Source organism: Acidimicrobiales bacterium, assembly GCA_035512495.1.
In the GTDB taxonomy this organism is placed as follows: domain Bacteria; phylum Actinomycetota; class Acidimicrobiia; order Acidimicrobiales; family CADCSY01; genus DATKDW01.
Genome location: DATKDW010000008.1, coordinates 1 through 14624, shown reverse-complemented (window position 1 = coordinate 14624; position 14624 = coordinate 1). Strand labels below are relative to the sequence as shown.

General features: G+C 72.3%; 11 protein-coding genes. 5 read left to right on the top strand and 6 right to left on the bottom strand.

Going from position 1 to position 14624, the window contains the following annotated elements; translation table 11 throughout:
• Nucleotides 1–1235: fibronectin type III domain-containing protein (locus VMN58_00550; protein ID HUF31679.1), on the top strand; the 1235-nt coding region annotated here is incomplete at its 5' end.
• A 57-nt stretch (nucleotides 1236–1292) separates the two neighbouring features.
• On the opposite strand, the gene VMN58_00545 is transcribed toward VMN58_00550, so the two are convergent.
• Entirely contained in the window at nucleotides 1293–1721 is a 429-nt protein-coding gene (locus VMN58_00545; protein ID HUF31678.1) for a hypothetical protein, read from the bottom strand.
• Between the two features lie 197 nt (nucleotides 1722–1918).
• On the opposite strand from VMN58_00545, the gene VMN58_00540 reads away from it, so the two are divergent.
• Entirely contained in the window at nucleotides 1919–3757 is a 1839-nt protein-coding gene (locus VMN58_00540; GenBank protein ID HUF31677.1) for an S-layer homology domain-containing protein, read from the top strand.
• 104 nt (nucleotides 3758–3861) lie between these two features.
• Here the strand turns inward: VMN58_00540 and meaB are convergent, their stop codons facing one another.
• Together meaB and scpA are read right to left on the bottom strand one after the other, a co-directional pair.
• Nucleotides 3862–4902, bottom strand: a complete 1041-nt coding sequence (meaB, locus tag VMN58_00535; protein HUF31676.1) for a methylmalonyl Co-A mutase-associated GTPase MeaB — start codon at nucleotides 4900–4902, stop codon at nucleotides 3862–3864.
• Nucleotides 4899–7061 (bottom strand): methylmalonyl-CoA mutase, encoded by a 2163-nt coding sequence (scpA, locus tag VMN58_00530; GenBank protein ID HUF31675.1) that lies wholly within the window; start codon nucleotides 7059–7061, stop codon nucleotides 4899–4901. The genes meaB and scpA overlap by 4 nt, the downstream gene beginning before the upstream one ends.
• A 160-nt stretch (nucleotides 7062–7221) precedes the next feature.
• Here scpA and VMN58_00525 point away from each other — a divergent pair, with 160 nt between their 5' ends.
• Complete coding sequence (locus VMN58_00525) at nucleotides 7222–8895, top strand: sigma-70 family RNA polymerase sigma factor (GenBank protein ID HUF31674.1); 1674 nt, start codon at nucleotides 7222–7224, stop codon at nucleotides 8893–8895.
• A 132-nt stretch (nucleotides 8896–9027) separates the two neighbouring features.
• Nucleotides 9028–10386, top strand: a complete 1359-nt coding sequence (locus VMN58_00520; protein HUF31673.1) for an FAD-dependent oxidoreductase — start codon at nucleotides 9028–9030, stop codon at nucleotides 10384–10386.
• A gap of 16 nt (nucleotides 10387–10402) precedes the next feature.
• Here VMN58_00520 and VMN58_00515 read toward each other — a convergent pair whose 3' ends face one another.
• Together VMN58_00515 and VMN58_00510 are read right to left on the bottom strand one after the other, a co-directional pair.
• On the bottom strand, nucleotides 10403–11527 hold the full coding sequence (locus VMN58_00515) for an acyltransferase (protein ID HUF31672.1): 1125 nt from the start codon (nucleotides 11525–11527) through the stop codon (nucleotides 10403–10405).
• A gap of 64 nt (nucleotides 11528–11591) precedes the next feature.
• The gene (locus VMN58_00510; GenBank protein HUF31671.1) at nucleotides 11592–13367 is read right to left on the bottom strand and encodes an acetyl-CoA carboxylase biotin carboxylase subunit; all 1776 of its coding nucleotides are present in this window, start codon (nucleotides 13365–13367) and stop codon (nucleotides 11592–11594) included.
• Between VMN58_00510 and VMN58_00505 the strand changes: the two genes are divergently transcribed.
• A complete protein-coding gene (locus VMN58_00505) occupies nucleotides 13366–14181 on the top strand; it encodes a biotin--[acetyl-CoA-carboxylase] ligase (GenBank protein ID HUF31670.1) in 816 nt (271 codons plus the stop codon). The genes VMN58_00510 and VMN58_00505 overlap by 2 nt on opposite strands.
• Before the next feature lie 77 nt (nucleotides 14182–14258).
• Here the strand turns inward: VMN58_00505 and VMN58_00500 are convergent.
• On the bottom strand, nucleotides 14259–14624 hold a 366-nt coding region (locus tag VMN58_00500; GenBank protein ID HUF31669.1), incomplete at its 5' end, for an aminotransferase class IV.

The window sequence follows — 14624 nt, the reverse complement described above, 5'->3', positions numbered from 1 at the left end:
CCGACCTCGCCGGCTTCGTCGCCCAGCTCAGCCCCTACGACGACGTCACCGGCACCTACTCGAGCGGCGGCGCCAGCACCTTCTCGCTGCGCAACGAGGCACCCCTGGCCCCCGCCGCGGTGACGCTCGCGGCCACCAGCGGCTCCAGCGTCAACGTGACGATCCAGGCCTCGGCGACGCCGAGCGTCGACCAGTACCAGATCCGCCGCGGGCCCCCGGCCACCCTCACGGGCTGCGGCGGCGCCACCTACACCATCATCGACACCGTCAAGGCCGCGCCGACGGGCGACACCACCTATGTGGACGGCAACGTGCAGCCCGACAGCGACTACTGCTACCGGGTCTTCTCCGTCGACGACGGCGACGTCTCCAGCGCCTCGGTCACCGCCGGCCCGGTGACGACGCCCCTCCAGTCCGCGGACGGCGCCCCGGTCTCCCTGGGGGTCGAGCTGCGCCACGACGACGACACCAAGACCGACAAGATCTACAACGGTGACGAGATCCTCATCGCCTTCAACGAGGCCATGGCGGCGCCTGACGACGGTGATGCCATCCGGATCAGCGACGCCAACAGCGCCTACCAGATCCTGTGCGACACGCCGAACGAACTGAGCTCGAGCAACTGCACCCGCAACTCTTCGGCCGAGACTGTCCGGGGCGTCTCGTACGGTGTGAACCAGGTGATCACCGTCGTCTCCGCCAACCGGACGCTCTTGTCCGGCACCGACGACGGGCTCCTGGCCGACGGCACGTCCAAGATCTACGAGCACCGGGGCTTCACCGACGTGGAGGGCATCGCGTGGAGCATCCCAGCCGGGGGGCTCACGGTCGCGACCTACAGCCCCGATGGCCCCATCAGCACCGAGGCGACCATCACCAACGGTGGCTTCGCCGGTGAGATCGACCAAGGCGACGTGATCACGCTCACCTTCGACCAGGACATGCGGGCGCCCGACCCGGGCGACTTCTTCAAGGTCCAGGGCGCGTCCGGTCCGCTGACCACCATCACGTGCGGCAGCAGCGGGACAACGTGCGCTCGCAGCACGAGCGATCCCAAGGTGATCACCGTGACCATCACGGATGCTGGGTTCTCGGTGGAGCTCCCGGCCACGATCACCAACCAGGGTGGTGCGACCCCCACGATCGGTACTCCCGACAAGGGGTTCGAGAACCTCGACCGCATCGCTTGGGACCTCGTGAACAGCCCGGCGGCAGGCAAGCGCATCGCGGAGTAGACCTCCCCACCAACCCTGACGGCGCCCCGGTCCGCATGGGCCGGGGCGTCGCCGCGCCTACGACGTGGCGCGGACCGTGAAGGGGAGGTTGCGCTCGGACTCGCCGTCGATGGAGAGCACGAAGCGGTAGCGGCCGGCCTGGGTGAAGGTGAGGCCGTCGAAGTTGAGGGCCAGGGCAACCAGCTCCTCGTCGCCGTCGGCCAGGTGGGGTGAGCGCCCGACCCGGAACGTGCCGTTGGCGCGGCCCTGGTGGCCGTCGCTGCCGGCCTTGCCCACGGGCTGGCCGTCGGCGTCCTCGAGGCGCACGGCGAAGGCGTGGTCGCGGTCGGTCTCGGTGAACGGCACCGAGATCACCAGCCCCAGGCCGATGCGGGGGTGGCGGGTCGGCAGGCGGGGCGTGTTGAGCACGTTCCAGCCCCCGCCCTGGACGAAGAGCTTGCCGTCGGCCACCACCACCGAGTCGGACAGGATCGCGTTGACTTCCATGCCCGAGACCCTACGGCCGCCGGCGCTCGCGACAGCGCGCCGGCTCGCCCCGGCCCTGGCCAGGTGGGGGTGATGTTGTCTACTGTTGCCAGTGGGGATTTGAGTTCTTCCCCAAAGGTGCCGATGAGGGACAATGTCGCCCTCGGCGGCGATCGACCGACCGACCGGATCGGATCTGACGACAAGGGAAGTCCCGCGTGCGGTTCCGCACACCCATCACCACCCTGGCGACGCTGCTGGCCATCGGCATGCTGCCCGTGATCGGTGGGGCGGCGACGAACCTGGGCGGGTCCGCGTCGGAGCCGATCCCCACCACGGTCTCCGAGCGCGTCGACGGCCTCCCCGCCGCCTACGGGGCAGCGGCCACGGGTGGCACCAGCGACGGAACCCAGCGCTCGGCCCCCTTCGAGGCCCCGCTGGCGTTCTCGATGGTCGCCCTCGAGCTGCCCGCCACCGCCACCGCCAACCTGCGCACCTCGCTCGACGGGTCGACATGGTCGACGTGGGAGGAGGTCGAGGCCATGGGGGCCGACGACCTCCCCGACCCGGGCTCCGCCGAGGCGGCCGCCTCGGTCGACCCCGAGCTCCACAGCGAGCCCGTCTGGGTCGGCGAGGCCCGCTGGCTCCAGGTCGCGGTCGCCGGCGCTGCCCTCGCCGACGTGGCCGCCACCTTCATCGACTCCAACGGCCTCACCACCGGCACCTACCGGACCTCGTCCGCGACGCCCACCGACGACGAGTACCAGGCCGCAGCCACCGACGACACGACGACCACCTCCTCGACCACGACCTCGACCACCACCACGACCGCGCAGCCGCTGCCGTCGTACTCGTACCCCGCCGACCCCTCCACCGGCCGGCCGGAGATCACCAGCCGGTCCGAGTGGGGCGCCGACGAGTCGCTGCGCAAGGGCAGCCCGTCGTACGCCTCGTCGGCCCGCTACGCGGTGGTCCACCACACCGCCGGAGGCAACAGCTACTCGGCCTCGGATGCCCCTGCCGTGGTCCGCGGGATCTACCACTACCACACGCAGTCCCTGGGCTGGAACGACATCGGCTACAACCTCCTGGTCGACCGCTTCGGGCGCATCTACGAGGGGCGCGCCGGCGGCCTCGACTACGCCGTGATCGGCGCACACGCCCAGGGCTTCAACACCGGCTCCATCGGCATCGCCGTCATGGGCGAGTTCGACACCACCGCCCCGTCCGAGGCCGCCCTCGACGCCGTGGCCGACACCCTGGCCTGGAAGTTCCGCCACCACTCGATCGACCCCCGCAAGACGGTCATGGTCGTCTCCGGTGGCTCCAACAAGTACGACAAGGGCGAGGAGGTCGAGCTGCACACCATCACCTCCCACCGCAACGTGGGCCACACCGAGTGCCCGGGCGACGCCTACTACGCCGAGCTCCCCACGCTGCGCGCCGCCGTGGTCGAGCGCTGGGAGGCGCTCCCCGAGCAGCCGCCGGCGGACTCCGAGCCCCCGCCCGACGACAGCGGTACCAGCGCCTCGACCCCCTCGTCGTTCACCGACATCGAGGGCAACGTCCACGCCGAGTCCATCGACCGCATCGCCGCCGCCGGCGTCACCAGCGGCTGCACCATCGACCGCTACTGCCCCGACGCCCCCGTCACCCGGGGCCAGACCGTCACCTTCCTCGGGCGGGCACTCGGCCTCGAGGAGGGCACCGGCCAGCGCTTCAGTGACGTGCCCACCGGCAACATCCACGCCGGCTACATCGCCGCGGCCGTCGACGCCAAGATCATCTACGGCTACCCCGACGGCACCTTCCGCCCCGACGACCCGCTCAGCCGGGAGCAGATGGCCTCCGTGCTGCGCCGGGCCATGGGCCTCGACCACGTGTGGGGCTCCATGTTCAGCGACGTGGCCTTCGAGAGCCCCCACCGATCGTCGATCAACGCCATCGCCACCGCCGGGGTCACCAGCGGCTGCGCCCCCGACCTCTACTGCCCGGCCGACATCGTCTCCCGCGCCCAGATGGCCACCTTCCTCACCCGCGCCATCCTCGACCGCTAACTCTCTCACCGCCGCCCCGCTGCGCTTCTCGTGGCGGTTCCTCTCGGTTGCGGGGGTCGGCGGGCCTAAAAGCGGCAGGAAGCGCCACGAGAAGGCGTCTCGACTCAGGCGTCCTCGTCGCCGGAGCCTGCGGAGGGGGTGGGAAGGCTCCGCTCGGTGACAGGACCCGTGAGTCCGCGGTAGGCGTCGAGGAGGCGGAGGGCGGCGGTGGTGGGCGAGACCGTGCCGTCGCCGACGGCCGCCTCGAGCTCGGGCAGCAGGCGGCCCACCTCGGGGTCGCGGCGGAACGACGTGGTGAGGCGGTCGGTGACCTCGCTCCACAGCCACGCCGTGGCCTGGCCGGCGCGGCGGCGCTCGAGGTCGCCCACCTCGGCCAGGGCCGCCCGCTGGCGCCCCACCGCTTGCCACACCTCGGCGATGCCCCGACCCTCGATGGCCGACGCCTGGAGCACCTCGGGGGCCCAGGCGGCGCTCTTGCGGCGCAGCAGGTGGACGGCGGCGGCGTGGTCGGAGGCGGCGTGGTTGGCGGCGGCGGCCAGGTCGCCGTCGGCCTTGTTGACCACCACAAGGTCGGCCAGCTCCATGATCCCCCGCTTGATGCCCTGGAGCTGGTCGCCGCCGCCGGGGGAGACGAGCAGGCAGAACGTGTCGACCATGTCGTCGACGGCGGTCTCGGACTGGCCTACGCCGACGGTCTCGACGATCACCACGTCGAAGCCGGCCGCCTCGCACAGGAGCATGGCCTCCCGCGTGCGGCGAGCCACCCCGCCGAGGGTGCCGCTCGACGGTGAGGGGCGGATGAAGGCGCCCTCGGAGCGCACCAGCTCCTCCATGCGGGTCTTGTCGCCGAGGATGGACCCGCCCGACCGGGCCGACGACGGGTCGACGGCCAGCACCGCCACCCGGTGGCCCTCGCCGATCAGGTGGAGGCCGAGGGCCTCGATGAAGGTCGACTTGCCGACGCCGGGGGCGCCGGAGATGCCGAGGCGGGCGGCGCCACCGGTGCGGTCGAGCAGGCGGTCGAGGACCGTCGCCCCGGTGGCGGCCCGGTCGGCCCGGGTCGACTCGACCAGGGTGATGGCCCTCGCCAGGGCGCGCCGATCGCCCTCGACGATGCCCCTGACCAGGGCATCGACGTCGGTCACGCTGCCGAGGGACGGGTGCCGAGGAGCTCGAGGATGCGGGCGGCGGCCTCGGGGATGTTGGTGCCGGGCCCGAACACCGCGGCCACGCCCGCGTCTCGCAAGAAGTCGTAGTCCTGCGGTGGGATCACCCCGCCGCACACCACCAGGATCTCGCCGGCGTCGGCCGCCTTCAGCTCGGCGATCAGGTCGGGCACCAGCGTCTTGTGGCCGGCGGCCTGGCTGGAGACGCCCACCACGTGCACGTCGTTCTCGACGGCGTCGCGGGCGGCCTCGGCCGGGGTCTGGAACAGCGGGCCCACGTCGACGTCGAAGCCGATGTCGGCGAAGGCGGTGGCGATCACCTTGGCGCCCCGGTCGTGGCCGTCCTGGCCCAGCTTGACCACCAGCATGCGGGGACGGCGGCCCTCGGCCTCGGCGAAGGCGTCGACGTCGGCCTGGATCCGCTCGTAGCCCTCGTCGCCCTCGTACGCCGAGCCGTACACGCCCGAGATGCTACGGACCGTGGCCCGGTGGCGGGAGAACACCGCCTCCATGGCGTCGGAGATCTCGCCGACGGTGGCCCGGGCCCGGGCGGCCTCGACGCAGCGCTCCAGGAGGTTGGCGTCGCCGGCGGCGCCCTCGGTGATGGCGGCCAGGGCGTCCTGGCAGCGCTGCTCGTCGCGCTCGGCCCGCACCCGCTTCAGCTTGGCCACCTGCTGGCGCAGCACGTCGGTGTTGTCGATGTCGAGGATGTCGACCATCTCGGGCTCGGCCACCCGGTACTTGTTGACCCCGACGATGGTCTCCTCGCCGCGGTCGACCCGGGCCTGGCGCCGCGCCGAGCTCTCCTCGATCCGCAGCTTGGGCATGCCCGACTCGACCGCCTTGGTCATGCCGCCGAGCCCCTCGACCTCCTCGATGAGGGCCCAGGCCTTGTCGGCCAGCGCCTGGGTGAGGGCCTCGACGTAGTAGCTGCCCCCGAGGGGGTCGACCACGTTGGGCACGCCCGTCTCCTCGGCGAGGATCAGCTGGGTGTTGCGGGCGATGCGCGCCGAGACGTCGGTGGGCAGGCCGAGGGCCTCGTCGAAGGCGTTGGTGTGGAGGCTCTGGGTGCCGCCGAGCACCGCCGCCATGGCCTCGAAGGCGGTGCGGATCACGTTGTTGTACGGGTCCTGCTCGGTGAGCGACACGCCGCTGGTCTGGCAGTGGGTGCGCAGCATCGAGGAGGTGGGGTTCTTCGGCTCGAAGGGCGCGATGACCCGCGACCACAGCAGGCGCGCGGCGCGCAGCTTGGCCACCTCCATGAAGAAGTTCATGCCGATGGCGAAGAAGAAGCTGAGCCGGGGGGCGAAGGCGTCGATGTCGAGGCCCCGCGACCGGGCAGCCCGCACGTACTCGAGGCCGTCGGCGATGGTGAACGCCAGCTCCTGGTCGGCAGTGGCCCCGGCCTCTTGCATGTGGTAGCCGGAGATCGAGATCGAGTTGAACCGGGGCATGTGCTCGGCGGTGTAGGCGATGATGTCGGCCACGATCCGCATGCTCGGCTCGGGCGGGTAGATGTAGGTGTTGCGGACCATGAACTCCTTGAGGATGTCGTTCTGGATGGTCCCGGCCAGCTGCGCCGGCGCCACCCCCTGCTCCTCACCCGCCACGATGTAGGCGGCCAGCACCGGGAGCACGGCGCCGTTCATGGTCATCGACACCGACATCTGGTCGAGCGGGATCCCGTCGAAGAGGATCTTCATGTCCTCGACCGAGTCGATGGCCACCCCCGCCTTGCCCACGTCGCCCACCACGCGGGGGTGGTCGGAGTCGTAGCCGCGGTGGGTGGCGAGGTCGAAGGCGACCGACAGGCCCTTCTGGCCGGCGGCCAGGTTGCGCTTGTAGAAGGCGTTGGACTCCTCGGCGGTGGAGAACCCGGCGTACTGGCGGATCGTCCACGGGCGCCCGGTGTACATCGTGGCCCGCACCCCTCGGAGGAACGGCGGGAAGCCGGGCAGGGTGCCCGCCGCCTCGAGGCCGTCGAGGTCGTCGGGGGTGTAGATCGCCTTGACGGCTATGCCCTCGGGCGTGTGCCAGGTGAGCGCGTCGTCCGGGTCGGCCCCCTTGAGGTCCTTGGCAGCGAGCGCGCGCCAGTCGTCGAGGGTGGGCTCGTCGCCGGGGGAGGGGTGGTCGCTCATCGCCTGCTCACCTTCCAGGGGTTCCGTCGACTTGAGGTTAGGCGGCCGGTGCCGGTGGTCACCCACGGTGGGGACATCCGCCCCGTGCCTCGCGTCACAGGGGTATGCTCACGGGGTCCGTCGGCGGCGGCGACGACGGTCATGGAGGCGAGCTGAGCGAATGGCGATCACTGATCTCGACCCTCGCTTCCTGGTGGAGTCATGCAAGCGCGGCGACGACGATGCCTTCGCCGAGATCGTCCGGCGCCACCACGACTCCCTCTTCGGCCACGCCGTCCGCCGCCTCGGCGAGGTCCACGCCGCCGAGGATGCCGTCCAGGAGACCTTCGTGCGGGCCTACCGGGCCATGCCCACCTTCGAGGGCGACTTCCGCCTCCAGGCCTGGCTCCATCGCATCCTCACCAACGTCTGCTACGACGAGGGCCGCCGCCGCCAGCGCGAGGCCGACCTCGTCGAGCGGGTGGCCGGCGACCCGGTCGACCTGACCGACGGCCCGCCCGCCGACGAGGGCGTCGACCGCCTCTCCGACACCCCCCGCCAGGTCATCGACGCCCTGGCCACCCTCCCCGCGTCCTACCGCCAGGCGCTCACCCTCCGCTACGTCGACGAGCTGTCGTTCTCGCAGGTGGCGATCGTCACCGGCACCAGCGAGGGCAACGCCCGGGTCCGCGTCCACCGGGGCCGAGCCGCGCTGCGCAAGGCCATGGGCGCTGCGCTCGGCGCGCTGGCGCTGCTCTTCCCCATCCTGCGTCGTAGCGAGAAGGTCGCCCTCGCCGAGCCGTCCAACCGGGTGGCCGAGGTCACCGTGGCCGCCACCCAGGCGGCGCCCGCCATCAGCCGGGTGGCCGAGACGAGCTCGATCTTCGCCGACAAGGGCCACTCCATCGCCGCCATCGTCGCCGTCACCGCCGGCCTCATCGTCCCCGCCGCCGCCCCCACAGCCGTCCAGCGCTTCAACGACTACCGCGAGGGTCCCACCAGCGACCAGGTCACGTCCGACGCCACCGGCGATGGTGCGGTCCCTGCCGCAGGCGCCAAGAGCAACGTCGGAGCCAAGACTGCGGCCGTCGGTGCCTTCACCGTCGAGGAGGTCGTTGCCGACGGCGCCGAGGACGAGGTGGTGGTGTCCGGGTCGAGCGCGGAGCCGTCGGCCGAGGAGTCGCCGCCTCCCACCGAGTCGCCGGTCGTCGCGCCCGCGCCCCGCCTCGGCGCCGCCCTCGAGGCCACCGACCTCAGCGCCGTCGGCGACGAGACCATGCACCTCTCCGGTGGCATGCGCATGTCGGTGGGCGACGACGAGGCCGTCGGGAGCCTGTGGGGGAGCCTGACCTTCAGCGACGGCGGAGCCAACGACGAGGGGTCCGCCACCACCGCCGGCGAGACCAGCGGGACCAGCGAGACTGGCGAGACCGGCGAGACCGGCGAGACCGGCGACGGGACGGAGAGCGACACGTCGTCGAGCGCGTCCACCACCACCACCACCACCACCACGCCCGAGGGCGACGAGAGCACCTCGGCGAGCACCGACGACGAGGCGGCTGCCGATCCCGGCACCACGTCGCCCACGATCGTGGTCGGCGAGCTGTTCCTGAGCATCGAGGGCGCCCAGACCTTCCGGGTCGTGATCGACGGCACGCTCGAGCGCCTCGACGACGGCACCTCGGCGACCGCCGGCACCTACACCGTCTACGACGAGTGCGGCGTCGAGCTCGTCAGCCACGACTTCTCGGGTTCCATGCGCATCGAGGCCGCCCCGGTGGCGTCCTCCCTGCACCTCGACTTCACCGAGTTCGCCGCTGACGACACCACCCTCCGCGCCCCCGCCTCCTGTTGAAGGACGCCTCGGCCGTAGGCCGAGTCCGCTGAACGGCCGACAGCGGGTGGCACCGAGGGGAGGGGCCCGCCCGGAGCTTGCGGAGGGTGGGAGGGGACCGCTCGGTGACGGGCCCCGCTTACTCTTGAGGGCATGGCGATGCACTTCGTGATCATCGGTGGAGGGCCGGCCGGCCACATGGCCGCCACCCACGCCGCCCGGCTCGGCGCCCAGGTGACGCTGGTCGAGCGCGACATCGTCGGCGGTGCCGCCCACCTCTGGGACTGCATCCCGTCCAAGGCCATGATCGCCACCGGGGGCGCCATGTCGCTGACCCGTCGGGCCCGGGGGATGGGCCTCGAGGCCATGGACGCCAGCCTCGACTTCGAGGCCCTGCGCACCCGCAACGCCGAGATCGAGGACCGCCTCAACCGCTCGGTCTGCACGCTCCTCGCCAGCCAGGGGGTGGAGATCCTGCGGGGCACCGGCCGCCTCAAGGGGCCTCACGAGGTGGTGGTGGAGACCGCCGACGGCATCGCTGAGCTCACCGCCGACGCCGTGCTGCTCTGCACCGGCAGCCGCCCTCGGATCCCCGACTGGGCGGCCGTCGACGGCGAGCGCATCCTCATCACCCGCGACGCCTACCCGCCGCCCGAGCTGCCCGAGCACCTCGTCGTCGTCGGCTCCGGCGTCACCGGCGTGGAGTTCGTGCACATGTTCTCGTCGTTCGGGTGCAAGGTCACCCTGATCGTCAGCCGCCACCACGTGCTGCCGGCGAAGGACCCCGAGGTGGCGGCGGCGCTGGAGGAAGACTTCCTCGGACGCGGCGTGGTGCTGCTCAAGGGGGCGCGCGCCGAGGGCATCGACCGCGACGGCGACACCGTCACCGTGCGCTGCGACGACGGCCGCCGGGCGGTGGGCTCCCACGCCCTCATCGCCATCGGATCGATCCCCAACTCCGAGGGCCTCGGCCTCGAGGACGCCGGGGTGGAGACCGAGTGGGGCTACGTCCCGATCAACCACCACGGCCAGTCCAACGTCCCGCACATCTACGCCGCCGGCGACCTCTCCGGGAAGCTGCCGCTGTCGTCGGTGGCCTCCATGCAGGGCCGCAAGGTGGCCGAGCACGTCATGGGCCTCCACACCCGCGAGCACCGCCACCTCGACTACGACAAGGCGGCCTCGGCCATCTTCACCGAGCCCGAGATCGCCGACGTCGGCCTCGCCGAGGCCGACGCCTTCGCCGAGGGCCGCAAGATCCGGGTCACCAAGGTGCCGTTCTCGGCCTCGGCCAAGGCGCTCATCGAGGGCGACGCCCGGGGTTTCGTGAAGATCCTCTCCGACCCCGCCACCGGGGTGGTCCTCGGGGGCTCGATCGTCGGCCGCAACGCCGCCGAGCTGATCTCGGTGCTGGCCCTGGCGGTCACCGCCGGCCTGCGGGTCAGCGACATCGCCGAGAGCCTCCTCGTGCACCCCGCCCTCGCCGAGGCCCTCTCCGAGGCGGCCGACTGAGCGAGGCCTCGGGCGGTCAGGGAGGGGGGCGCTCGGCCTCCGGCACGCTCGACTCCTCCGGCTCGGCGGGTGCCGGGAGCTTGGCGGCGCCGAGGAAGGGGCGCTCGACCCAGAGGTAGGTCGCGCTCGAGACCAGGACGGAGGCGACCGCCGCGGCGGTGATGCGATCCCACCCCTTGCCCGGGACCCAGAGGGCCACCGCGGCGAGCATCGGCAGGTGCCACAGGTACAGCGAGTACGAGATGCGGCCCAGGAGGCGCAGCGGCTGGGTCTCCACCACGATCCGCAGCGGTCCGAGGGCACCGGCGACGCCGGCGGCGACGAGCACGGCGGCGGCGACGGTGGCGAGGAGGAGCCCGCCCCGGTACGCGAGGTCGGCGGTGACGTCGCCCACCGTCGCGAACCAGGCGATGGCGGCCACCGCCAGCGGCGACAGCAGCCGCAGCGCCTGTGCCATCGACGCCGAGGTCCGCAGGGTGCCGTGGGTGGCGAGCACCCCCACGGCGCCGCCGAGGAAGAACCCGTCGAAGCGGGTGGCGGGGGAGAAGTACAGGCTGAACCAGGTGGCCCCCTGGAGCGAGAGGCCCAGGCGGAGCCCGGCGCCCGCCACCGCCACCATGACCAGCCCCAAGAAGAGGCCCGCCGAGGTGACCCGCAGGCGGAGCAGGCCGAGCAGCACGAGCGGCCACACGAGGTAGAACTGGACCTCGGCGGCGATGGTCCAGAGGTGGCCCATCTGGGGGTTGACGGGGCCGTCGATCGCGCTGCGGACGTTCTCGTAGGGGATCGCCAGGATCTGATCGAGCGGGAACGCCGCGCCGATCCCCAGCCGGTCGTATACCACCCCCACGTAGGCGACGACCACCACCAGCATCATGGGCAGGATCCGCCGGGCGCGGGCGGCGTAGAACCGCCCCAGGCGCGGCGGGCGGCCCGCCGACCAGCGGCCGAGCAGGCCCGTGGTGATCAGGAACCCGCTCAGCACGAAGAAGACGTCGACCCCGACCCACAGCCCCCGATGACCGACCAGGTAGTGGTGGGCCATGACGAGGACCACCGCCAGGCCGCGGATCCCCTCGAGGGCGGGGACGTGGCCGAAGGCGTCGACCCTTCGGCCGTCGGCCACGGCGCTGGCCGTCACGTCGGGTTCCCTGCCATCGGACAGCGATGGTAGGAGGGCCTCTCCGGTGAGTGGCCCCGGCGGGTCACTCGATGACGAGGACCACGTCGCCCGTGCCCACCGCCTGGCCGGGCTCGACCTTGATCTCGGCCACCGTGCCGGCGGTCTCGGCGTTGATCTGGTTCTCCATCTTCATGGCCTCGAGGACGCAGAGGGCCTGGCCGACCTCGACGGTGTCGCCAACCGACACGAGCACGTTCACGATCGTGCCCTGCATCGGCACGGTGACCTGGCCGGCGCCGGCCACGCCCCCACCGCTGTCGGCGGCGGGCTTGGGTCGGGCCCGCTGGGCGCCGGCGGCACCGGCGACGACGGGCGCCGCCTCGGGGACCCACAGTGACACGCTGAAGCGCTTGCCGTTGACCTCGACGTCGACGTCGCGGCGGACCCGCGGCTCGTCGTCGTCGCCCGCCGGGGCGGTGGCCGGTGCCTCGACGCCCACCTCGGAGAGGTCGAGGCGCTCCTCGACCCACTTGGTGGAGTGCTCGCCGGCGGCGAAGTCGTCGTGCGACAAGATGGCCTGGTGGGCGGGGGCGGTGGTCTTGATGCCCTCGACCACGAGCTCGTCGAGCGCCCGGAGCATGCGCAGACGGGCCTCCTCGCGGTCGCGTCCCCACACGACGAGCTTGCCGATCAGGTTGTCGTAGTACTGGCTGACCTCGTCGCCCTGCTCGTAGCCGCCGTCCCAGCGCACGAACGGCCCGGAGGGCAGCTCGAGGCGGTCGATGGTCCCCGGCGACGGCAGGAACTTCCCGCCGGCGGGGTCCTCGGCGTTGATCCGGACCTCGATGGAGTGACCGCGACGGGCGGCGTTGACGTCGTCCTGGGTGAACGACAGCGCCTCGCCGGAGGCGACCTTGATCTGCTCGGCCACGAGGTCGATGCCGGAGATCATCTCGGTGACGGGGTGCTCGACCTGGAGGCGGGTGTTCATCTCGAGGAAGAAGAACTCGCCGTCCTGGTAGAGGAACTCGACGGTGCCGGCGTTGACGTAGCCGCACGCCTCGGCGACCTTCACCGCGGCGGTGCCCATGGCCTGGCGGACCTCGTCGGGGAACAGGGGAGCGGGGCTCTCCTCCACCAGCTTCTGGTGGCGGCGCTGCGCCGAGCAGTCGCGCTCGCCCACCCACACGGTGTTGCCGTGGGTGTCGGCGATGATCTGCATCTCGACGTGGCGGGGCCAGGTGAGGTAGCGCTCGATGTAGCACTCGGAGCGGCCGAAGCCCTTGAGGGCCTCGCTCTGGGCCGACTCGAGGGCCCCGGCGGCCTCGTCGGCGCTGCGGACCACCCGCATGCCGCGCCCGCCGCCGCCGTAGGCGGCCTTGATGGCCAACGGCCAGCCATTGGACTCACCGAAGGCGATGACCTCGGCGGGGTCGGAGAGCACGGTGTTGTCGCCGGGGACACCGGCCACACCGGCGGCTTCGGCTGCCTCGCGGGAGGAGATCTTGTCGCCCATGACCTCGATGGCCTCGGGCGGGGGCCCGATCCAGGTGCAGGTGCCCGAGGCGATCATCGCCCTGGCGAAGTCGACGTTCTCGGAGAAGAACCCGTAGCCGGGGTGCACGCCGTCGGCGCCGCTGCGCTCGATGATGTCGACGATGGCCTCGGTGTTGAGGTAGCTCTCGGCCGCCGTGGTGCCGCCGAGGGCGTAGGCCTCGTCGGCGAGGCGCACGTGGAGCGCGTCCCGATCGAGCTCCGAGTACACCGCCACGGTGGCGATGCCGAGCTCTCGGCAGGTGCGGATGACCCGGACGGCGATCTCGCCCCGGTTGGCGATGAGGACCTTGGTGATCGACATGGTGGTCGTATCGTTCCAGATCGTGCTCACCCCCGTGGAACTCGACCGTCTGGCAGCCACCCGCTTCGCCGACGTCCGGTGGGTGAGCGACATCGGGTCGACCAACGCCACCCTCCTCGACGAGGCCCGCGACGGCGCCCCCGAGGGGCGGGTGCTGGTCGCCGACCACCAGTCGGCGGGCCGCGGGCGCATGGGCCGCACCTGGCAGGCCCAGCCGGGGTCGTCGCTGCTGGTGTCGCTCCTGGTGCGCCCCGACCTCCCCGTCGACCGGCTGCACCTGGTGACCGTCGCCGCCGGAGCCGCGGCCGCCGACGCCTGCGGGACCGTCGCCGGCGTCGCCCCATCGCTCAAGTGGCCGAACGACCTGCTGGTGGGCGACCGCAAGCTGGCCGGGCTGCTGGCCGAGTCGCTGGTGGTGGGGGGCCGGGTCGAGGCGGTGGTGGTGGGGATGGGGCTCAACGTGTCGTGGCCCGACGAGCTCCCCGACGAGCTCGCCGGCACCGCCATCGCCCTCAACCACGTGGTGGATGCCCCGGTGGAGCGGTCCGCCCTGCTCACGGCGTACCTGGAGGGCGTCGAGGCCCGCTACGCCTCGCTCCTGGCGGGTGGGGTCGACGAGCTCCTGGCCGAGCACCGGCGCCGCTGCGCCACCCTCGGCCAGCGGGTGCGGGTCGAGCTGGTTGGTGGCGCGTCGATCGAGGGCGTCGCCACCGACGTCACCGCCGAGGGCCACCTGATCGTCGAGACCGACGACGGCACCCCCCGCGAGGTGACCGTCGGCGACGTCGTCCACCTCCGCCCCACCGGCGGCTGACCGAGGAGGCTTCTGGCACCAGAACCGCGCCGGGTTCCAGCGCGGTTCTGGTGCCAGTTCGGGGTGGGGCGGGGGGGCTACGGGTCGAGGTCGCGGGCGAGGAGGTCGGCGTAGGCGTCCATGGCCGCCTGGGTGAGGGGGCCGGGAGCCGCGGGGAGGGGGCGGCCGTCGACCGCGGCGATGGGCTGGACCTCGCGGGTGGAGGAGGTGAGGAACGCCTCATCGGCGCCGGTGAGGGCCGAGAGGGCGACGGTGGCCTCGGTGGCCGCCGCGGTGGTCTCCAGCACCAGGGCCCGGGTGATGCCCGCCAGGCAGCCGCTCGACAGCGGCGGGGTCATCAGCCGGCCGCCGCGGGCGATGAAGACGTTGGTGCCGGTGCCCTCACACAGCTCGCCCCTGGTGTTGGCGAAGATGGCCTCGCTCGCATCCTGACCAGCCGCGGC

Coding starts and splice junctions, on each gene's coding strand:
- VMN58_00545 (HUF31678.1), bottom strand. CDS start 1,721: ATGGAAGTCAACGCGATCCTGTCCGACTCGGTGGTGGTGGCCGACGGC.
- scpA (HUF31675.1), bottom strand. CDS start 7,061: ATGAGCGACCACCCCTCCCCCGGCGACGAGCCCACCCTCGACGACTGG.
- VMN58_00525 (HUF31674.1), top strand. CDS start 7,222: ATGGCGATCACTGATCTCGACCCTCGCTTCCTGGTGGAGTCATGCAAG.
- VMN58_00520 (HUF31673.1), top strand. CDS start 9,028: ATGGCGATGCACTTCGTGATCATCGGTGGAGGGCCGGCCGGCCACATG.
- VMN58_00505 (HUF31670.1), top strand. CDS start 13,366: ATGGTGGTCGTATCGTTCCAGATCGTGCTCACCCCCGTGGAACTCGAC.
- VMN58_00510 (HUF31671.1), bottom strand. CDS start 13,367: ATGTCGATCACCAAGGTCCTCATCGCCAACCGGGGCGAGATCGCCGTC.